The following is a 20,520-nucleotide window of genomic DNA, read 5'->3' on the forward strand; positions in this document are numbered from 1 at the left end:
CGTCGCTCTTCAATCCGTTTTCTGTTGCCTTTACCATCCGTCAACCCACCTTCAGGCCTCTTCGCCCACGGCCTTGGACCGGTTTCGGGTGGAGTCGCCGTCGGTTCGCAAAATGGAGCGCCCCACCGCCCTGGCCACGGGCTCCAGCTTTTGCAGCAGATCCGCCATGGCTTGTGGCGTCAGGGACTGGGCCCCATCGCTCAGGGCCTCCTGGGGCCGCACGTGCACTTCCAACATGAGCCCATCGGCGCCGGCCGCCACCGCCGCACAGGACATGGCGGGGATCAGATCGGTCCGCCCCAGGGCGTGACTGGGATCCACGATCACGGGAAGGTGGGTGAGCTTTTTGAGCAGGGGCACGGCACTCAGGTCCAGGGTGTTGCGGGTCTCCGACTCAAAGGTCCGAATGCCGCGTTCGCACAGGATCACCTTCTCGTTGCCGTGGCTGACAATGTATTCGGCGGACATGAGAAATTCCTTGATGGTCGCCGACATGCCCCGCTTGAGGATGACGGGTTTGTCCACCTGCCCCACTTCCGTAAGAAGCCGGAAATTTTGCATGTTCCGGGTACCGATCTGCAACACATCCGCATACTTGTGGACCAGAAGCAGATCCCGTGGGTCCATGACTTCCGTCACGATGGGCATGCCGGTGCGCTCCCGCACATCACTCATGTACTTGAGGGCCAGTTCGCCCAGGCCCTGGAAGCTGTAGGGCGAGGTCCGGGGCTTGAAGGCCCCGCCGCGCAGCATGGGCACTCCCAGGCCATGGAGCGCATCGGCGATCTCATCCAGCACCTCGCGGCCTTCCACGGCACAGGGGCCGGCGATGATGGGGATTGCCTTTCCACCCAATTCCACGTGATCGCCGATGCGAACAACCGTGTCCTCCTCCTTGAATTCCCGACTCACCAGCTTGTAGGGCTGCAGAATGGGATGGGCGGCTTCCACCCCGGAAAAGCTCGTAAACGGCACCTCCTGGATGAGCGCCCGGTCTCCGATCACCCCGATGATGGTGCGCCGCTCTCCCTTGGACACATGGGTGCGCAGCCCCATCTTTTCGATGCGCGCCAAAAGGTCCCGAAGCTCTTCCTGCGTGTGATCCGGTTTCATGACGACAATCATCCCCACTCCTCCTTCGCAAACGGGAACCCGGGTTGTGTTCCGTTCGGGCAAGATCCCGCTGCCCTGCCCGTGCCTCAATAAAAAAGGCCGTGAGCTCCCGCCCACGGCCTTCGGGTCCCCGAAAAGAAAAGGCCGTGGGCTCTCGGGGTTGGCCCACGGCCTTGGTGCTGGCAAAACGACCGGCTCAGCACGGTGGCGGAGCAACCCCGGGAGGGGCGTAATACCCACCGTAATAAAAGTAAAAGCCGGTAAAAAATCGACGCATGCCGTTTTCCTCGCTTGATTTTGATCCGTTACCCGTTTTATAGGAGACGGGCATCACACAGGTCAAGATAAATTTCGAAAAAATATCCCTCCGTTCCCCTTCACCGCTGAGGAAGTTTTCCTTGACAACACCGGGGGGATCTCCTATAGGACTGTGCTTCGAGTTTGAGACCTGACGGACCGGAATGGAGATATTCTATTATGAAGACGATCAGTGCCAAGTTTGATGCCGATGGGAGAAAATGGATCGTAGTGGATGCTGAGGGCCAGGTGCTGGGCCGCTTGGCCAGTAAGATCGCCATGCGCCTCCGCGGCAAGCACCTGCCCACTTTCACGCCCCACGTGGACACGGGTGACTTCGTCGTGGTCATCAATGCCGACAAGGTTCGGCTGACCGGGCGCAAGTGGGATCAGAAGGTCTACTACCGCCATTCGGGCTACGTGGGCGGTCTGAAGGCCACCACGGCCAAAAAACTCAATCAGGACCATCCGGAACGCCTCATTGAATACGCCGTCAAGGGCATGCTTCCCAAGAACCGCCTCGGGCGCAAACTGCTGAAGAAGCTCAAGGTTTACAAAGGCACCGAACATCCCCACGAGGCTCAGCAGCCCGAAAAGGTGGTTCTTTAGAAGACGCGAGTTCGAAGGAGTGAGAACATGGCGGAACAACGTTTCTATGCAACCGGTAAGCGCAAGTCGGCCGTGGCTCGGGTCTGGATTCAGCCCGGCGCGGGGCGCGTCATCGTCAACAAGAAGCCCCTTGACGAATACATGGATCGGGAAACCAGCAAGATGGTGGTTCACCAGCCCCTCATGCTGACCGGCACGCACGGCAAGGTGGACATCTTCGTAAACGTCCACGGGGGAGGGATCTCCGGCCAGGCGGGTGCCATCAAGCACGGCATTTCCAAGGCCTTGATCGAGCTGAATCCCGAATTTCGGGAGGTCTTGAAGCGCGCCGGGTTCATCACGCGCGATTCCCGTGTCAAGGAGCGCAAGAAGTACGGCCAGCGCGGCGCCCGCGCCCGATTCCAATACTCCAAGCGCTAGGCTGGTTGTCCGACCCTTCTGTTTTAATTCTCTGTTTGGACTGAAAGACCTGAGCAGGGGCCCGCGCCGACGGCGCCGGCCCCTGCTCTTTACTGTAAAGATGGGCGTGGGACGTGCGTGCTAGGAAGGTCACTCGTCTTTCCCCATCACCCATCACCCATGACGGACTGCAACCTTTCCGGTCGCGCACGGGCCGGATGCTTGTCTGAGGGATCGATCCCAACCTATCACCCTACAGCCAAAGGGGGACAACCATGGTGCGAGTGGCCATTGCGGGCGCCTCGGGTTACACAGGCTTCGAGCTCCTTCGCATCCTCAGCCGCCATCCCCAGGTGACGGTCACCACGGTCACATCCAGGGCCCACACCGGCCAGGCGGTGGCGGATGTCTATCCGGCGCTGCGCGGTCATTGTCCTTTGATCTTTCAGAACACCACGGCGGAAGTCCTGACCGCCGAAGCCGATCTGGTCTTCACCGCGCTGCCCCATCAGGCGGCCATGGGCATCGTCCCCGATCTGCTTTCCCGGGGCGTCAAGGTGGTGGATCTCAGCGCGGACTTCCGCTTTCGGGACCCTCGCGTTTATGAGGCCTGGTACCAGGAGCACACCGCTCCGGATCTGCTTTCCGAAACGGTCTACGGTCTGCCCGAGCTCTACCGGGATGCCATCGCCCGTGCGCGCCTGGTGGGCAATCCGGGCTGCTATCCCACGAGCATCCTTCTCGCCGCCGCGCCTCTTGTGAAGCGGCGCCTGGTGGATCCGCGCACCATCATTGCCGACTCCAAGTCAGGCGTCAGCGGGGCCGGCCGCGGCCTGTCCCTTGCCACCCATTTTTGTGAAGTGCATGACGGCTTCAAGGCCTACAAGGTGGCGGAACACCGCCACACCCCGGAAATCGAGCAGGAATTGAGCGCTCTGGCCGGAGAACAGCTTCACATCAGCTTCACCCCGCATCTGGTTCCCATGACCCGTGGGATCCTGAGCACCGTCTATGCCCAGCTGCGGCCCGGGGTCACCGGGGAAGAGGTGGACGCCGCCTACCGGGACCTGTACGGGACCGAACGATTCCTACGGCTGTGCCCCCCGGGCCGTTTTCCGTCCACCCTGCAGGTCCGGGGCACCAACTACTGCGACCTGGCCTGGAAAGTGGATCCGCGCACGGACCGGATCGTGGTCGTTTCCGTCATCGACAACCTGACCCGCGGCGCTTCGGGGCAGGCCGTGTGCAACATGAACCTCATGATGGGACTCGACGAAGCGTGCGGCCTGGAGGCCGCTCCCTGGATGCCTTAGCCAGGGAATCGCCCGGGAGCCGGTTTGAGGAGCGACACTGCTTTGGACCCCCACACCAAGCGCAATTTCAAGCTCATTCTGGAATACGACGGATCCAACTACCACGGCTGGCAGCGCCAGAAAGGCGCACTGACCGTCCAGGAAGTGCTGGAATCGCGTCTGGAAATCATGTTGAACCGGCCGGTCTCGGTGCGCGCTTCCGGAAGAACGGATGCGGGGGTGCACGCGCTGGGTCAAGTGGTCAACTTCTACGCCAGAACCCGGCTGGAACCGGAGGACTTCCTGAACGGTCTGAACAGTTTGTTGCCTTCGGACATCGTGGTGCTGGATGCCCAGGAGATGCCGGACTCCTTTCATGCCTGCTACTCGGCCACGAGCAAGGTCTACGAGTACCGGATTCTCAATCGTCCGATCCCGTCGGCCCTGGAACGCAACTACTCCTGGCACATCCCCCGAAGGCTGGATGTGGAATCCATGCGGGCCTGCCTACCGGTTCTTTTGGGAGAGCACGATTTCAGGGCCTTCATGGCCAGCCGCTCGTCGGTCAACAGCACCGTCCGCACCCTCCTGGACGCACAGATCCGGCTTCCCGATCCGGAACACATCGTTTTCCGGTTTGAAGCCACCGGATTTTTGCGGCATATGGTTCGGAACCTGGTGGGAACCTTGGTGGAGGCGGGAAAAGGCAAGCGGAATCCCCAGGATCTCACCCGCGTCCTGGCCAGTCGGGACCGCTCCCGGGCCGGCATGACCGCTCCCGCACGAGGACTCTACCTGGTTCGTGTCCACTACGGGGGAACAGAAGCCAATCCGCACAACACCCAAGGCCAAATGAGGGAGACAAGATGAAACTTTCGCAGCGTGTCAGCCAAGTGCAGCCATCGGCCACCTTGTCGATCAACGCCAAGGCCAAGGCATTGCGCGCCCAGGGAAAAAAGGTGATCAGCTTCGGCGTGGGAGAACCCGACTTCGACACGCCCCACCACATCGGCCAGGCGGCGATTCAGGCCGTGCAGCGCGGCCAGACCCGCTACACGGCCGTTCAGGGCATTCCTGAGCTCAAAGAAGCGATCATCGACGTGGTCCGGGCGGACTACGGGCTCGACTACTCCCCGGAAGAGGTTCTGGTCTCCTGCGGCGGCAAACACAGCCTCTACAACCTGTTCCAAGCCGTGTTGGATCCCGGCGACCAGGTGATCATCCCCGCTCCCTATTGGGTCTCCTATCCGGACATGGTGCGCCTGGCGGGAGCGGAACCGGTGATCGTGGATTGCCCCATGAGCACCTCCTTCAAATTGGAACCGCAGGCTTTGAGGGAAGCCATCACGGAGCGCACGCGCATGCTCATCCTGAACAGCCCCAGCAACCCCACCGGCGTGCACTACACGCCGGAAGAACTCCGGGGCCTGGCCCAGGTGCTCCTGGATCACGAGCAGGTGGTGATCGTCTCGGACGACATCTATTACCGCCTGCTCTACAAGGGTGCCCAGTGGGCCAATATGGCCATGGTGGAGCCGCGCCTCAAGGATCGCACCTTCATCGTGAACGGGGTGAGCAAGACCTACGCCATGACGGGTTGGCGCATCGGGTACCTGCTGGGAGACGCCGATGTGATCAAGGCGGCGGGTAAGATCCAGAGCCAGTCCACCAGCAACCCCTGCTCCGTGGCCCAGTGGGCCGCCGTGGCGGCGCTCAGGGGATCCCAAGAGGACGTGCAGACGATGCGTCAGGCTTTTGCCCGCCGGCGGGAGTACGTGATGGAACGCCTGGGGCGTCTGCCCGGCGTGACCTGCCCGGATCCCAACGGCGCCTTTTATGTCTTTCCCAACGTGAGTGCCTATTACGGCAAGAAGGCGGGAGAGCGCTCCATCCAAGGGTCCCTCGATTTGTCGGATTATCTCATGGAAGAGGCCCATCTGGCCGTGGTTCCCGGGGCGGCGTTCGGTGAAGACCGGTGCATCCGCCTGTCTTTTGCCCTTTCCATGGAAGAACTGGAAGAAGGCTTTGACCGGCTGGAAAAGGCACTGGGCCGCCTGAGTTGAGATCCGGCCAGAGAGGAATCCCCTTCTTCCCTACCAAGCATGAGAAAACCGGCCTCGGTACAGACACCGAGGCCGGCTTGTTTCTTACACCACGCCCTTGTCTTTGAGCTGCGCCAGCGCGGTCTTTCCAACGCCCAGATATTTCTGGAAAATGAATTCATTGTCGCCGCCCACCGGTCGACAGATCCACTTCACACGACCCGGGGTACGGGACATGGCCTTGAGAGAAGAATTGGGAATGAGCACCTCCCCGTAATGCGGGTCTTTGCGCTTGATGAAGGTTTCCCGCACCCGCCAGTGATCGCGGGTGAGCACGTCGGTGGGGTTTTCCAGCCGACCCGTCACCACGGTCCCCTTCTTGTCCGGCCGGCGACTATATTCGGTGAGCATTTGCAGGATTTCGTCCGAAGTGTAGTTCTCCGTGAACTTTTCGATTTCGTGCTGGATCGTGGGCTGGTTTTCCGGAGTCAGGCGCTCTTTGATGGTGGGGAATTGTCGCTGCAGATCCGGCCGATCCATGATCTCGCACAAGGCGGCCCAATTGGGATCCGTAAATCCGGACATGAAGGTGTAGCCGTCCTTGCACTTCACATACGTGTAGGGAAAGACGGCGTAATCATAGTTTCCCGCCCGAGGCATCAGGTTGCCCGTCATGTGGAAGTACTGCATGACATAGTTGGAGATGGCCAGCAGCCCTTCGGGCGGAGCGCTATCCACCAACTGCCCCTGGCCGGTTCTCCGCTTGTGGAACATGGCCGCCTGGATGCCGAACGCAGCCCAGGCGCCGCCCGTGTACCAAGCCATCCAGTTTCCCTGTTTGACAGGTCGCTTGTATTCCGGCGGCACCTCGGGATCCAGGTCCGGCTCGCCGGTGATGGACATGATCACTCCCCTGGCCTGCCCCAGCAGATCGTAATCCGGCTGGTTTCCGTGCTTTTCGGATGCCTCTCCAAACTGGCCGTAACTGTGAACGGCACAGTAGATGAGACCGGGGTTGAGTTCCTTGAGCTGTTCATAGCCGAGGCCCAGGCTGTCCATGTAGCCGGGCTTGAAGGCCTCGATCACCACATCCGCTTTCCGGGCCAGCCGGCGGAAATAGTCTTGGCCCTCCGATGACTCCAGGTTGAGCGTGATGTGGAACTTGTTGCGTGCCTCCGTCATGTAGGCCAGCCCGGTATCCTGGATCATGATGCCGTAGGGCGTCATCTTCCGAGCCAGGTCCCCGGCCGGGGGCTCGATGCGGATCACCTCGGCGCCCAGTTCCGCCAGGATGGAGGAGGCAAAAAGGGCTCCGAAGTTGGCATAGCTCACGTCCAGCACCAGCATGTCATCCAGGGCTTCGGGCTTTTTGTAGGTATCCTTCGGGTTTGTTTCCCCGTAAGCCCACTTGGCGTAATCCTCGTTGATGGCCAGGCCCACGATGGTTTCGTCTTCCTTGAGCATTTGGGCCAGGGCGTCGTCGTCGAACATATCGTCGTAAGCGGAATGTCCCAGCTTCTTTTCCGTCATCCTTCATTCCTCCCGCTGCAATAGATGGCCATTGGCGTGCCTAAGCCAGCTTCCGTCCGCTCTTGCCGTCCCAGTCAGGCGGCGGGCAATGGGACGGCACGTCGGGATTCCACTGAAAGACCACCCCGTCGGCTTGGAGCCGCTCCACTTCCTCATGGGGCAGGCCCAAGAGTTTGGTGAGCACATAGGCGTTGTCGAACCCGAGAGGTCGGCAGCTCCATTCCAGCCGGCTGGGCGTTTCGCTCATGCGGGGAGGGTAACAATGCTGGACCATGGGTCCATAGAGAGCGTCGTCGTACTCTTGAACGGCTCCGCGCTGGCGGTAATGGGGCAGATGGTAGGCGTCTTCGGCGGTGAGCACCCGGGAGGCGGCAAATCCGTAGCGGCTTCCCAACTCTTCCACCTCTTCCACCTTCTTGGTCTTTGTCCATTCACCGATGATCTTCAGAAGCTCCCGGGCGTTTTCGTCCTTGAGTCGCTCCAGCGGATCGGCAAAGCGCTCGTGGAGTTCCGGCTTTTCCATGGCCTGGCACAGGCCCTTGAACTCCGCATCATCGAAGGCGGAAACCGCCACCCATCCGTCGCAGCAGTCGAACAGGTCGGAAGGACAGATGGCCAGATCCCGGTTGCCGGACCGCGGCCGATCCTGGCCGGTCATGTACGTGTAGAGCCAGGTCCAGTCCAAAAAGCGGATGACGTTTTCCACCTGCATGTAGTCGATGAATTGCCCTTCCCCCGTTCGTTCCCGGTAGTTGAGCGCTCCCAAGATGGCCACGGCACACATGAGCCCCGTGATCCAGTCGGCGATCCACACGCCCGATTTGATGGGCCCCCGGTCTTCGAAACCCGTGATGGGCGAAAGCGCGCCCATGCTTTGCGCCACCGCATCGTAGCTGGTACGCCCCGTCCAAGGCCCCCAACTGCCGTAACCCGACACATGCAGTTGGATGATGCCCGGATTGACCTCCTTCAGCTCCCTGTAGCTCAGACCCCATTCGGCCATGCGGCCGGGAGTGAGGTTGTCCACCACCACATCGGATTTTTTCACCAGTTCCAGGAAGAGCTCTTTGGCCTTGGGATGGCCCAGGTGCATGCCCACCCAATACTTGTTGTGGTTTTCGATCTCCAGGCCGGGAGACATGTTGTTCCAGAAAAAGGCATAAGGAGTCACAAACCGCATCTGATCGCCCTTCTGGCCTTCGAACTTGATCACCTCGGCACCGAATTCCGCCAGGTAATCACAGCACGCAGGCCCCAGCAGCACGTAGCAGACCTCCAAGACCCGCACACCTTCCAAGGGCTGGGGTTTTCCGAATAGATTCCCCACGTCGAAAAGATCCGCCATCCTCTGTTGGTAGGATTTCTCCTGGTCCATACATCTCCTCCTCTGGGTTGTGGAATGGACATCACCTGCCCGACCTGCCGAACGGGCACGCTACGGGGAAAAAGGTTGGAAACGGAGTGGGGTGCCTTTCCCGGCACCCTGGAGCGGAAAAAACCCACCTCCGGCACGGATCACGCCAAAAGAAGGCCAACGGGGACGGGGCTTACCACGGGAGTTGAGAATCTTCGCAAAAGATGCGTGAGCTGGAAAAGCAACGGATCGGGAACGACCACTTCCTTGTTTATCGCTTTCCGTAGCACGTGCAACAAGGGTGGGCATGGAATCGAGTTTGCTTCTACCAAAATCCGTCCTTTCCGGTCAAGCCCGATTCCGCCATGGCTTGGGTCTGGAGGGATTGGGGCAACGGGTGATCAAAGCCTTTTTGGTTGACAGAAACCAAGCGCTACAGTAGAGAGCAAGACAGTTTGTTTCAAGTAATGATCTTGGGATGTTGGTATCGGTTGGCTGAAGTTTGAACCAAACAGGGAGCAAGGAGGAGGGAATCATGCAGCGACGCAGTTTCTTGGCAATTCTGGCTCTTGTGGGTTTCGCCTTGGCCACGGTGGCGGGACCCGCCGCGGCCCAGGACACCATCAAGATCGGGGTCTATCTACCCATGACGGGCGCTGTGGCCGCCTACGGCCAGATGGAATGGGACGGCATCCAGATCGCCCATGAGATGATGCCCGAGGTGCTGGGCAAGAAGATCGACCTGGTCTTGGTGGATACCAAGAGTGACAAGATCGAAGCGGCCAACGCCGTGAGCCGCCTGGTGGAAAAGGAAAAGGTGGTGGGCATCATCGGCGAGGCCATCAGCGGCAACACCATGGCCGGCAATCCCATCTCCGAAGCAGCCAAGATTCCCTCCGTGAGTCCCACGGCCACCAACCCGCTGGTGACCCAGGGCAAGAAGTACGCCTTCCGTGCCTGCTTCATCGATCCCTTCCAGGGTCAAGTGGCCGCCCGGTTCGCCGTCAATCAGCTGAAGGCCAAGACCGCGGCCGTCATCATCGACATCGCCCAGGACTACTGTGTGGGTCTGGGCAACTTCTTCGTCAAGGAATTCGTGAAGCTGGGCGGCAAGGTGGTTTCCACCACGTACATCCAGACGGGTGACCAGGATTTCTCGGCCCAGCTTTCCGCCGTACAGGCCGCCAAGCCCGACATCATCTATGCCCCCAACTACTACACGGAAGACGCCCTCATGGCCAAGCAGGCCCGTGACCTGGGCATCAACGTGCCCATCCTGACCGGGGACGGCGCCCAGGCCGACGCCTTGATCGAGATCGGCGGCAAGGCGGTGGAAGAGATGTACTTCACCGGCCATTTCCACAAGGAAGCCGCCAGCACCGAGCTGGCCAAGGAATACATCAAGCGCTTCGAAGAAAAGAAGGGCAAGGAAGCGGACGCCTTCGGCGCCCTGGCCGCCGACGCCTACTTCCTGCTGGCGAAAGCCATCGAGAAGGCCGGTGCTACGGACGGCACCAAGATTCGCGACGCCTTGGTGGGCCTCAAGAATTTCCCCGGTGTCTCCGGGATCATCACCATGCAGGACAACGGCAACCCCATCAAGAGCATGGTGATCAACAAGGTGGAGGGTGGAAAGTTCGTCTACGTGACCACCATCAACCCGTAGGAACGTAGAGCAAGGCGGGGACATGGACATCGTGGGTCGACCGGTTCAGAAGAAAAACCCGCAACCCGCTGTCCATGGATCACATCGGTAGCCCCTTGAGCAGGGCCGACCTCGGGTCGCCCTGCTCTTTTTTGCAACTCCCGCTTCCAACTGGGTAGGTGTCTTTCACGACTCCCCGGGAGCTCCTTTACCGGGACATCTCGTATCGCAGGAAGGAAGGCCCCGTGAGCGCAACCATCTTCTTTCAACAACTCAGTAACGGCATTTCCCTCGGGAGCCTTTACGCTCTCGTGGCCATCGGCTACACCATGGTCTACGGTATTTTAAGACTCATCAACTTCGCCCACGGCGACCTGCTCATGGTGGCGTCTTATACCGCCATCTACGCCGTGACCATGTTCTCCTTGCCGTGGTACCTGAGTTTTCCCTTGGCCATCGCCCTGACGGGCTGCATCGGCATCTTGATGGACAAGGTCGCCTACAAACCACTTCGGGATGCACCGCGCATCTCCCTGCTCATCTCCGCCATCGGCGCCTCGTTTCTATTGGAAAACCTGGCACTGGTGATCATCGGCGGCATTCCCAAGGGCTTCCCCCGGCCGGAGATCTTCGCCAAGGTCATCGAGATCCTGGGCGTGCGCGTCCAGGTTCTCACCATCTACATCCCCATCATGACCCTGGTCTTCCTCATGGCCCTCCTCTACATCGTCTACCGCACCAAGGTGGGCAAAGCCATGCGCGCCGCCTCCAAAGACATTGAAACCACCCGCCTCATGGGGATCAACGTGGACCGCATCATCGCCCTGACTTTTCTCATGGGTTCATCGCTGGCCGCAGCCGGCGGGATCATGTGGGCTTTGAAGTATCCGCAGGTCAATCCCTTCATGGGCGTTATTCCGGGCCTGAAGGCGTTCATCGCCGCCGTTCTGGGCGGCATCGGCGACATCATCGGCGCCGTGGTGGGCGGCTTTGTCCTGGGGCTGGGCGAAATCCTGCTGGTCGCCTTCTTCCCCGAGTTGGCCCAATATCGAGACGCCTTCGCCTTCGTCCTTTTGATTCTGGTTTTGCTGTTCCGGCCCACGGGCATCATGGGCGAACCCATCACCGACAAGACCTGATGACCTGGAAGGGAAAGGATATGGACACTTCCAAACGAAACCTGTACTGCAACCTGGCGGCCCTCTGCCTCCTGGCCGTCGTGCTCTATCTTTTTGACCAGTACGGTACCGAATACCAGATCCGCATCCTGAACAACATGGCGGTCTTCATCACTCTGGCCGTGAGCTACAATCTGGTCAACGGCATGTGCGGCCTCCTGCACCTGGGGCCCAACGCTTTCATCACCATCGGTGCCTACACCTCGGCCCTGCTCACCATGTCGCCCATGGAAAAGCAGATGAGCTTCATCATTGAGCCACTCATCTGGCCTTTCAGCGTTTTGCAGGCCCCGTTTTTCGTCTCCCTCATCGCCGGCGGCGTCATGGCCACCATCTTTGCCTTCATCATCAGCTTTCCGGTCTTTCGGGTCCGCGGCGACTACCTGGCCATCGTGACCCTGGGCTTCGGAGAGGTGATCCGGGTGCTCTGCAACGCCCTCCAGGGGGTGACCAACGGCCCCTTGGGACTGAAAGGCCTGCAGCCCTACACCAACCTTTGGTGGTCCTGGGGCATCGCGGTCTTCACCATCATCGTGATCACCAAGCTGGTCAACAGCAGCTACGGGCGGGCCATGAAAGCCATTCGGGAAGACGAAATCGCCGCCAAGGCCATGGGCGTGGACCCCTTCCGCCACCTCATGTTGGCCTTCCTGGTGAGCGCCTTTTTCTGCGGCGTGGCGGGGGGCCTCATGGCCCATCTCATCACCACCATTTCCCCCACGCTTTTCACCTTCTTTCTCACCTTCAATCTGCTGATCATCATCGTGGTGGGCGGCCTGGGAAGCACCACCGGGGCGGTCATCGGTGCGGCGCTTTTCGCCTGGGGGGGTGAGGCACTCCGCGTGGTGGAAAGCCCCATGAATTTTGGCGCCTTCACCATCCCCGGGATTCCCGGGATGCGCATGGTGCTCTTCAGTGTGATCCTCATGGTGGTGATCATCTTTGCCCGGCGCGGCATCATGGGACGCAATGAATTCTCCTGGAATTGGCTCTTCACCAAACTGGGATTGAATGCCAAGTAAAGGGTGTTTTCATGAACGACTTCTTCCGATTGGAATCCCTGGTCATGCAATTCGGCGGCCTCACCGCCGTGAAGGACTTTTCCCTATCCATCGAGCCGGGGGAATTGGTGGGCCTGATCGGCCCCAACGGAGCCGGCAAAACCACGGTCTTCAACATGATCACCGGCTTTCTGACCCCCACGTCTGGACGCGTGCTCTGGCAGGGGGAAGACATCACCGGCCTGTCCGTCCACCAGATCACTGCGCGAGGCATCGCCCGCACGTTTCAAAACATCCGCCTCTTTTCGGACATGACCGTTTTGGAAAACGTGATGGTCTCCTTCCACCACAAAGTCCGCTCCCGTTTCTGGAAGGCCATGCTCGGCCTGCCCTCCCACGGCAAGGAGGAACGACGTATTCGGCAAGAGTCCTACCGTTTCCTGCAGGAGCTCAACCTGGGCCACCTGGCGGACGAGAAGGCCGGCAACCTGGCCTACGGGCAACAAAGACGCCTGGAAATCGCCCGGGCCTTGGCCACCTATCCCAAGCTTTTGCTCTTGGACGAGCCCGCCGCCGGCATGAACCCTCAGGAGACCATGGAACTGGCCGATCTGGTTCTCGAGATTCGGCAAAAACATGCCTTGACGATCTTCCTCATCGAACACGACATGAAATTTGTCATGGGGCTGTGCGAGCGGATCAAGGTACTGGATTACGGTATCAGCATCGCGGAAGGCACCCCGGAGGAAATCCAGAGCAACCCCGATGTGATCAAGGCGTATCTAGGAGAACCCAAACATGCTTGAAGTCAAGAACCTGCATGTCTACTACGGCGGTATTCATGCGCTGAAAGGCATCGACCTGCGGGTCAAGGAAGGCCAGATCGTCACCCTGATCGGAGCCAACGGCGCCGGCAAGTCCACCACGCTGCGATCCATCGCCGGCCTGGTCCGACCCAAGGAAGGCAGCATCGTCTTTCAGGGGACGGAGCTGACCGCGCTGCGCACCCACCAGGTGATTCAGCAGGGCATTGGGGTTGCCCCGGAAGGTCGCAAGGTCTTCGGCAATCTCACGGTTTTGGAAAACCTGGAACTTGGCGCCTACAATCGCCCGCCCCAGGAGTTCCAGACCGACTTGGAATGGGTCTTTTCGCTCTTTCCCCGGCTGGAAGAGCGCAGCAAGCAACTGGCGGGCACCCTGAGCGGCGGTGAGCAGCAGATGCTGGCCTTGGGCCGCGCCCTCATGAGCCACCCCAAACTGGTCTTATTGGACGAGCCGTCCTTGGGACTGGCTCCCCTGGTGGTGGAGGAAGTCTTTGAGACCATCACCACCATCAACCGGCAGGGAACCACGGTCCTGCTGGTGGAACAAAACGCCATGGCCGCCCTGCACGTGGCCCATTACGCCTACGTGCTGGAAACGGGGCGCATTACCCTGGAGGGGACCGGCAAGGAACTGCTCCAGGACGAGCGCGTCCGCAAGGCCTATCTGGGCGAATAGTGCCGAATCGGGGGAACAACCTGGTTTTGGCGCGAAAATTGCTTCAAACTGGGCTCCGGGGGTTTCCCCGATCCGTTCTATCCAAGGGAAGGCCCCGCATCCCCTCCCGAGGGATAAGCCACTTGCGCCTTTTCGTAGCCGAAAAGCGCTGGGCGGTTTCCCGCGAAAACCTGTGGACGGACGAGCTCCTGGGGAGCACCCGGTGCCTCCAGGGGCCTGGTCGGAGGACGGGCAATTTGAGGACACTCATTTCTTCACGGGAAGAGATCCTCAGAGCGTGCAGCGAACTTTTCGGTCCCCACGTGCGTGGGGACTTGGGTTTTTTGAGCCGCATCGACGCCGCCGCCGTCAAAAAGGCCTTCCGTCATCGGGCCCTGGCCACCCACCCCGACAGGATCCGTCAAATTTCTGGCACAGCGGATCCCTCCGCCCACGATGCGTTCCTGCGGGTCAAGGAAGCCTACGATCTGCTGGACCGGCTTCTGGCTCAGCATGGCCCGGGCGCCATTTCCCGTGTGTTGGTCCAGTCCCGCCGCTGCGCTCATCCGACCCCCAGGCGCCGGCCCCGAAGATCCCCTTCCCCCCCCACCGCCCCCCGGCAGCGAACGCGGCGAGCCACCGCGGGTCCCGGCTTCACTTCTTTTCGCATGCCGCAGCGCCCTCTGCGATTCGGCGAATTTCTCTACTTTCGACGGGTCATCACCTGGCATCAGCTCATCGAGGCGTTGGTGTGGCAGCGTCGGCAACGCCCCCGCCTGGGTGAGATCGCATCCCGGTGGCGCTGGATTTCCCAGGAAGAACTGGAGGCCTATCTGAGGGGGAAAGCACCGGGGGATCGAATCGGGCAGGTGCTGGTCCGCCACGGATTGATCACGCCCTTTCAGCTTCGCGTGCTGCTCTACCAGCAAAGGCGCCTGCAGCGTCCCATCGGCCATTTTTTCGTGGACGCCGGTCTTTTGAGTCCACACGTCCTCGACCAACTCCTTCGCCATCAGGCGGTGCACAACCGCAAGACGCTGCAACGCAAGCCGGCCTGAAAACGCACCATCGCGCCCGCCCCCCCATCTTCCTGGCAAGCGAGCCGCGCTGCCGGACCCACTTCCGTCATGGGTCATGGTTTCGTTCACATCCAAGCGGCAAAAGCTTCCAGGGCCTTCCGATGGAACCGCTTCACTTTTTCCATGTCCTTTCGCCCGTCCGGCCCCTCCAATCCCGTATGGGCATCGACTCCCGCAGGCCGCACGACCCGGATAGCTTCCGCCACGTTTTCCCCATGGAGTCCCCCCGCCAGGATGACCGGCTTGGGCGAACGCGCCACGATCCGGGCGCTCCACGACCAGTCGTGCACCTTTCCAGTGGCACCGCAGGCCCCGGTTTCGGGGTCGTAGGTGTCCGTGATGAAAGCATCCACCAAGGGCGCCATGAGGTCCATGGTTTTCAGCAGTTCCTGCCAGGGGCCCCGGCCCACCACCAGGCTCTTGATGAGAAATAGATCCGGGCACGCCGAGCGGAAAGCCCGCAAGGAATCCACGTCCAGATCGCCGTGGACCTGAACCGCCCGGACTCCCAGAAAGAGAGCCAACTCCTTCAAAGAGCGCGGGTCTGGTTCGTAGGTGATGAGAACCGGCATGCTTTCCGGCGGCAGGGCGGCAATGACACGGCGAGCCTCCTCTTCCGACAGATCCTCCGGATGCACATCGAGGCGCAGGGGGAATCCCAGCCATCGGATTCCCACGGCACAAAGCGCCTGCGCTTCCTGCGCATCGATAATCCCGGCCACCTGAACGATTGGCTCTTTCAACATGGATGCAATCCGTCCCTTCGGGCTTGTTGGAAAACGCCGCACATGGGTTCTTTGCCGCAGCACAGCCCTGCGGGGCTGCGTCACAGCCCCCAAACATCCGATAAGAAGCTGGACGAAAGGAAACAGGTTGGTTCCTTTCCGGCCGCACCGGCGGTTTGGGACGGCCATACCACCGCGTCCCACCGGCCTGAGCGTGAACATCCCTTGCGCCCGCAGGGGGCGGCCTGAAAACCTCCGAGCCCCATGGAGGCACCGGCAGGGCGCACCTCAGCGTCTGGAGCCGGTTGGACGGGCTTTCTCCGCCACCCACACAACATGATATCATGATTGGGCCGATCCATGGGCTCATGAAGCGGCGAAGGGATAAGGATCATCTGGAACGGCGGGGAAGGAACTCGATGGTGTCAAGAAAAGGCGCCTCCGAAGGTTTTGTTTCCGGACCTCATCCAAGCCGAGACTCCTGGGGATTTCATCACGCTGGAACGAACGGCGGCCGGAGTCTGCCCCGCGTGATCGTTCTCGGTGCGGGCATGGCCGGCCTGGTCGCCGCCAGGATCCTCCACGACACGGGTTTTCCTGTGCAGGTACTGGAGGCTCGGAACCGAATCGGAGGCAGGATCTGGACCGTTCAGGATCTGGGAGTTCCCGTGGATTTGGGAGCCTCCTGGATTCATGGACTGCGCGGCAACCCCCTGGTTGCGTGGTGCCAACATTCCCACATCCCCATTCGCCGGTTCCCCCGCGGCGGTGTGCACTTTTTCCACCGCGGCAAGGCGGCCTCTGGGTTCCGTCTGGGGATCAAGGGCATGAAGGGCCTTGCCCGATGCGCTCTGCGCTATGGGCACCTTCGATGGAGAGCCTCCCTTGAAGGACCTCGTGGAAACCCGCGGCCACGACTCATGGATCTTTTCGATCCCCTGATCCGGGATGATACCCTGCCGGAGTTGGACCGGAGCCTGCTGCTCTGGCTGAAGACCTTGCAGGAAGCCATCAACGGCGCTCCCGCCCACAAGGTTTCGATCTCGGAACTGGTCCTTGTGACCCCATGGACCGGAAACGCCGTGCCAACGCCCGGCTATGGCCCCTTGATCCAGGAGATGGCAGCCGGTCTGCCCATTCACCTCAACTGCGCGGTTCGCAAGGTGGTTTTTCAGGACGGCGTCGTCATCGTGGAAACGGCTGCAGGGAACTTCCGGGCCGACGTGGCCGTGGTAACCTTTCCCCTGGGAGTCCTCCGTTCCGGTAAGGTATGTTTTTCACCTGAGTTGCCCGGTTGCAAACGCCGGGCCTTGGCTCGGATCGGCTACGGCGCCGACGCCGTTCTCAACAAGGTGGCGATCCGATTGCACGCGCCTCCTTGTCCCCGAAAGATGGAGAGGCTCGGATGGCTTCCGGGCGCGAAACCGAAGCCCGTGGCCTTCGCCCTGTGGACCCACATGGCTTCCGTGGTGGACGCGCCCGTCTTGGTGGGGTATATCTCGGGCCTGGCGGCCGCCCGCCTGGATGCGGCCGGTGGGGAAGAGGCGGCCTTCAAAAAGGCGCACGCGGTTCTTCAGGTCATGTTCGGCACCCGCCTGCCCCACCCGGTGGCCTGGCGATCCACCCGTTGGCTTTCGGATCCCTGGGCCCAGGGGAGCTATTCGTACGAAAACGGCCTCTCGGCGCCGGAAGATCGGCTGGAGCTGGCCCGCCCCGTTGCGGGACGCCTCTTTTTCGCCGGAGAAGCCTTGCATCCCGAACATTATGGAACGGTTCACGGCGCGCTTCTCAGCGGGGAGAAGGCCGCCCGTGAGATCCACCAGCGTTTCTGCTGCCGCAGGCCCCAAGATCCTTTGGTCCCCTGGCGGGCTCAAAAGGGAACGTGGAGATGAGTCCGGAAAGGCGCACACCCGATATGCATAGCCCCAGCACCACGGGTCTTCCCCCGTTGGCCGAGCGCATGCGCCCCACGACCCTGGAGCGGTTTGTGGGCCAAGAACATCTTCTGGGTAAAGGCAAGATCCTGCATCGGCTGCTGGGCAAGGGGCACTTCCAGTCCTTGATCCTTTGGGGCCCGCCGGGATGCGGAAAAACCACCCTGGCCCACCTGATTGCCCAGAAGACGGACGCGCACCTCATCTCCCTTTCCGCCGTCATGACGGGTACCAAGGAGATTCGGGAGGCGGCGGAAGAGGCCCGGCGCATGTGGATGCGCACCCGAAAGAAGACGTGGCTTTTCATGGATGAAATCCACCGGCTGAACAAGGCCCAACAGGACGTTTTGCTGCCCCACGTGGAAAAAGGAACCTTCTATTTGCTGGGAGCCACCACAGAGAATCCGTCCTTCGAAGTCATCCGCCCGCTTTTGAGCCGGTGCCGCGTCCTCACCCTCAAGGCCCTGGACCCGTCCCACTTGGAAAGCATTCTTGAACAGGCCCTTTGCGACCAAGAGCGGGGCCTGGGCCTGTTGCGCGCAGAACTCTCCCCCGAAGCCCAAAAGATCCTCCTGGAGGCTTGCGGCGGGGATGCCCGGGTACTTTTGAACCTTCTGGAGATGGCCGTACTCACCACCCCTCCCGCATCCGATGGAGTCCGCCGAGTGGCGGCCCCCACCGTGGCGGACGTGCTGGAACGGCCACCGGCCCATTACGATAAGAGCGGTGAGGAACACTACAATCTCATCTCAGCGTTTCACAAGAGCCTGCGTGGCAGCGATCCGGACGCGGCCCTTTACTGGATGGCGCGCATCCTGGCGGCCGGAGAAGATCCGCTTTACGTGGCTCGCCGCCTCCTCGTGGCCGCCTCGGAAGACGTGGGACTTGCCGATCCCTTCGCGCTCGTCCAGGCCGTCAACGCCATGCAGGGCTACCAGGTGCTGGGAAGCCCGGAAGGGGAACTGTTGCTCGCCCAGGCGGCCGTTTACGTGGCCTTGGCCCCCAAGAGCAACAGCGTCTATACGGCCCTCAAGAAGGCCCGAAAGGTCGCCGAGTCCACGGGGACGGAGCCCGTTCCCCTACACCTGCGCAACGCGCCCACACAACTGTTGAAAGAGCTTGGGTACGGACGCCATTACAAGTATCCTCACGATTACCCGGAAGGCTGGGTGGTGCAGACTTACCTTCCACCCCCGCTGGTCCACACGGTCTTCTATGAGCCGCGCACACGAGGCTGGGAAGGCAAGTGGCGGGATTACCTGGAAAAGCGCCGACAGGCCGTGCAGAAACAAGAGCGTGCCCGTCCGGGGCATGACGAGGAATCCTCTTGAGACAGGACGGTTTGAAAAACAGCATCCTTATGCACGTCCAGGCCCAGGAACCGGCGGCAGAGCATGCCAAACGCCGCCTGGATCGGGCGAAACCTTTTCGTCTGGTCAAACACGTGGCCGTCTCCAGCCTGTTGGTCATCGTGGTTTCAACTGCCTTGCTTTCCAGCTTTTTGTCCAATCGGGCCAAGAAGATCCTGCTGGCCAAGAGCGAACAGTACGCCTTTCTGGTGGCAGAAAACCTGAACCATCAGGTCTTTTATTGGTTCACCATCCCCACCCTCATCGCGGAAGGAAAAATCCGCCTGAGGCGTAAGAATCAGTACGAGCTGCTGGACAAGGTGGTGCGCAACACCATCCATGGGTTTGCCATCGAACGGGTGGATATCTACGATCCCCAGCAGATCCTTACCTACAGCACGGAGCAGGAACAGATCGGATCCAAGGGGAAGTTGGGGGAACGCTTCGAGCGAGCGTTTCGCGGAGAGTCCTTTTCGGTCATGGAAGGAAGGGATCGGTCCATCCTGGGAATCTCCTGGCACGAGGGACCCACAAAGCTCAAAACCTATTTTCCCATGTGGGCGGAAAGGCCCCTGAGCTGGAAACGGGGCAAGGTGTTGGGAGTCTTCGAGATCACCCAGGATGTGACGGCGGATTACGAAAATATCCGCCGATTTCAGCTCATCATCTTCTCCAGCATCATGATCTGTGTGGGCGTGATCTTTGCCGCGCTCCTCACCATCGTGCACCGGGCCGAACGGATCCTGGAGGCTCGGGCCCGCGAACGCCGCAGATTGGAAGAAGAACTCCATCAGGCGGAACGACTGGCGGCCCTGGGTGAGATGATCGCCGGCATCTCCCATGAAATCAAGAATCCTCTGGGCATCATCCGCAGCACGGCCGAACTGATGGAAAAAAGGGCGGCCGATGAACGCCAGCAGAAACTTTCCTCCATCATCGTGGAGGAGGCCACCCGGCTGAACAACATCGTCACGGAATTCATGGATTTCGCCCGGCCCAAAACCCTGCAGCCCAGTGAATGCCGCGTGGAGGATCTCCTGGATCGAAACCTGGAAGTGTTGCAGGCCGAATGTCAGCGGCGGGGGATTGAGGTGGAACGCGATTATAGAACGGGGGACTACACCCTGGAATCGGATCCCAATCTGCTCTACCGGGCCTTTCTGAACCTCTTTTCCAACGCCATCCAGGCCATGAACGGAGGCGGCACACTGCGCGTGAGCACCTCCCTGGTCATGCTGGACGGACGCAGCGGTCCCTGGCTGGAAGTCCGCATCGAAGACTCAGGGGCCGGTATTCCCGAGGAGATCCGCCACAAGATCTTCAATCCCTTCTTCACCACCCGCGAAAGGGGCACGGGGCTGGGGCTTCCCATCGTCCAGACCATTATCCAGAGCCACCACGGCTCGGTGGCCCTGGAGCCCGGGAGCCGGGGCGGCACGGTGGCGGTGGTTCGGCTGCCGCTGCATCAACCCAAGGCGGAAGAAAGGGAGTAAA

General features: G+C 60.8%; 18 protein-coding genes. 14 read left to right on the top strand and 4 right to left on the bottom strand.

All coding sequences use genetic code 11. The features are described from left to right. Window positions 1-51: 51 nt before the first annotated feature. Entirely contained in the window at window positions 52-1,125 is a 1,074-nt protein-coding gene (aroF, locus tag B9A12_RS02870) for a 3-deoxy-7-phosphoheptulonate synthase (RefSeq protein ID WP_084056100.1), read from the bottom strand. Window positions 1,126-1,590: 465 nt separating this feature from the next. On the opposite strand from aroF, the gene rplM reads away from it, so the two are divergent. The 5 genes from rplM to B9A12_RS02895 all read left to right on the top strand — a co-directional run bounded on the left by rplM (window position 1,591) and on the right by B9A12_RS02895 (window position 5,773). Beyond that, complete coding sequence (gene rplM / locus B9A12_RS02875) at window positions 1,591-2,019, top strand: 50S ribosomal protein L13 (RefSeq protein WP_084056103.1); 429 nt, start codon at window positions 1,591-1,593, stop codon at window positions 2,017-2,019. A 27-nt stretch (window positions 2,020-2,046) separates the two neighbouring features. Continuing rightward, window positions 2,047-2,439, top strand: a complete 393-nt coding sequence (gene rpsI, locus B9A12_RS02880) for a 30S ribosomal protein S9 (protein WP_084056106.1) — start codon at window positions 2,047-2,049, stop codon at window positions 2,437-2,439. 254 nt (window positions 2,440-2,693) lie between these two features. Then, a complete protein-coding gene (argC, locus tag B9A12_RS02885) occupies window positions 2,694-3,731 on the top strand; it encodes an N-acetyl-gamma-glutamyl-phosphate reductase (RefSeq protein ID WP_084056108.1) in 1,038 nt (345 codons plus the stop codon). Window positions 3,732-3,773: 42 nt separating this feature from the next. Then, window positions 3,774-4,580 (top strand): tRNA pseudouridine(38-40) synthase TruA, encoded by an 807-nt coding sequence (gene truA, locus B9A12_RS02890; protein WP_084056110.1) that lies wholly within the window; start codon window positions 3,774-3,776, stop codon window positions 4,578-4,580. After that, window positions 4,577-5,773 (top strand): pyridoxal phosphate-dependent aminotransferase, encoded by a 1,197-nt coding sequence (locus B9A12_RS02895; protein ID WP_084056111.1) that lies wholly within the window; start codon window positions 4,577-4,579, stop codon window positions 5,771-5,773. Before truA ends, B9A12_RS02895 begins: the two co-directional genes overlap by 4 nt. A gap of 84 nt (window positions 5,774-5,857) precedes the next feature. Here B9A12_RS02895 and B9A12_RS02900 read toward each other — a convergent pair whose 3' ends face one another. Then, window positions 5,858-7,282 carry a CoA transferase gene (locus tag B9A12_RS02900; protein WP_245802331.1) on the bottom strand — a complete coding sequence of 475 codons (1,425 nt, stop codon included), beginning with the start codon at window positions 7,280-7,282 and terminating at the stop codon, window positions 5,858-5,860. Window positions 7,283-7,322: 40 nt separating this feature from the next. Continuing rightward, window positions 7,323-8,657 (bottom strand): CoA transferase, encoded by a 1,335-nt coding sequence (locus B9A12_RS02905; protein ID WP_084056112.1) that lies wholly within the window; start codon window positions 8,655-8,657, stop codon window positions 7,323-7,325. A gap of 514 nt (window positions 8,658-9,171) precedes the next feature. Between B9A12_RS02905 and B9A12_RS02910 the strand changes: the two genes are divergently transcribed. From B9A12_RS02910 to B9A12_RS02935, 6 genes are all read left to right on the top strand, one after another. Further along, on the top strand, window positions 9,172-10,302 hold the full coding sequence (locus B9A12_RS02910) for an ABC transporter substrate-binding protein (RefSeq protein ID WP_084056114.1): 1,131 nt from the start codon (window positions 9,172-9,174) through the stop codon (window positions 10,300-10,302). A 224-nt stretch (window positions 10,303-10,526) separates the two neighbouring features. Continuing rightward, window positions 10,527-11,420 carry a branched-chain amino acid ABC transporter permease gene (locus B9A12_RS02915; protein ID WP_084056116.1) on the top strand — a complete coding sequence of 298 codons (894 nt, stop codon included), beginning with the start codon at window positions 10,527-10,529 and terminating at the stop codon, window positions 11,418-11,420. Window positions 11,421-11,440: 20 nt separating this feature from the next. Then, on the top strand, window positions 11,441-12,481 hold the full coding sequence (locus tag B9A12_RS02920) for a branched-chain amino acid ABC transporter permease (protein WP_084056118.1): 1,041 nt from the start codon (window positions 11,441-11,443) through the stop codon (window positions 12,479-12,481). 11 nt (window positions 12,482-12,492) lie between these two features. Beyond that, entirely contained in the window at window positions 12,493-13,266 is a 774-nt protein-coding gene (locus B9A12_RS02925) for an ABC transporter ATP-binding protein (protein ID WP_084056120.1), read from the top strand. Further along, a complete protein-coding gene (locus tag B9A12_RS02930) occupies window positions 13,259-13,960 on the top strand; it encodes an ABC transporter ATP-binding protein (RefSeq protein ID WP_084056122.1) in 702 nt (233 codons plus the stop codon). The genes B9A12_RS02925 and B9A12_RS02930 overlap by 8 nt, the downstream gene beginning before the upstream one ends. Window positions 13,961-14,082: 122 nt before the next feature. Next, the gene (locus B9A12_RS02935) at window positions 14,083-14,997 is read left to right on the top strand and encodes a J domain-containing protein (RefSeq protein ID WP_084056124.1); all 915 of its coding nucleotides are present in this window, start codon (window positions 14,083-14,085) and stop codon (window positions 14,995-14,997) included. Window positions 14,998-15,083: 86 nt separating this feature from the next. Here the strand turns inward: B9A12_RS02935 and B9A12_RS02940 are convergent, their stop codons facing one another. Beyond that, a complete protein-coding gene (locus B9A12_RS02940; protein WP_084056126.1) occupies window positions 15,084-15,764 on the bottom strand; it encodes a phosphoribosylanthranilate isomerase in 681 nt (226 codons plus the stop codon). A 509-nt stretch (window positions 15,765-16,273) separates the two neighbouring features. Here B9A12_RS02940 and B9A12_RS02945 point away from each other — a divergent pair. From B9A12_RS02945 to B9A12_RS02955, 3 genes are read left to right on the top strand one after another with little or no spacing between them, the layout of a single operon-like run. Beyond that, a complete protein-coding gene (locus tag B9A12_RS02945; RefSeq protein WP_170920298.1) occupies window positions 16,274-17,635 on the top strand; it encodes a flavin monoamine oxidase family protein in 1,362 nt (453 codons plus the stop codon). Further along, window positions 17,632-19,008, top strand: coding sequence for a replication-associated recombination protein A (locus B9A12_RS02950; protein WP_139796461.1), 1,377 nt, complete (start codon window positions 17,632-17,634; stop codon window positions 19,006-19,008). The genes B9A12_RS02945 and B9A12_RS02950 overlap by 4 nt, the downstream gene beginning before the upstream one ends. Further along, complete coding sequence (locus tag B9A12_RS02955; RefSeq protein ID WP_084056130.1) at window positions 19,005-20,519, top strand: two-component system sensor histidine kinase NtrB; 1,515 nt, start codon at window positions 19,005-19,007, stop codon at window positions 20,517-20,519. The genes B9A12_RS02950 and B9A12_RS02955 overlap by 4 nt, the downstream gene beginning before the upstream one ends. Window position 20,520: the final 1 nt, after the last annotated feature.

Source organism: Desulfacinum hydrothermale DSM 13146, assembly GCF_900176285.1.
Taxonomy (GTDB): domain Bacteria; phylum Desulfobacterota; class Syntrophobacteria; order Syntrophobacterales; family DSM-9756; genus Desulfacinum; species Desulfacinum hydrothermale.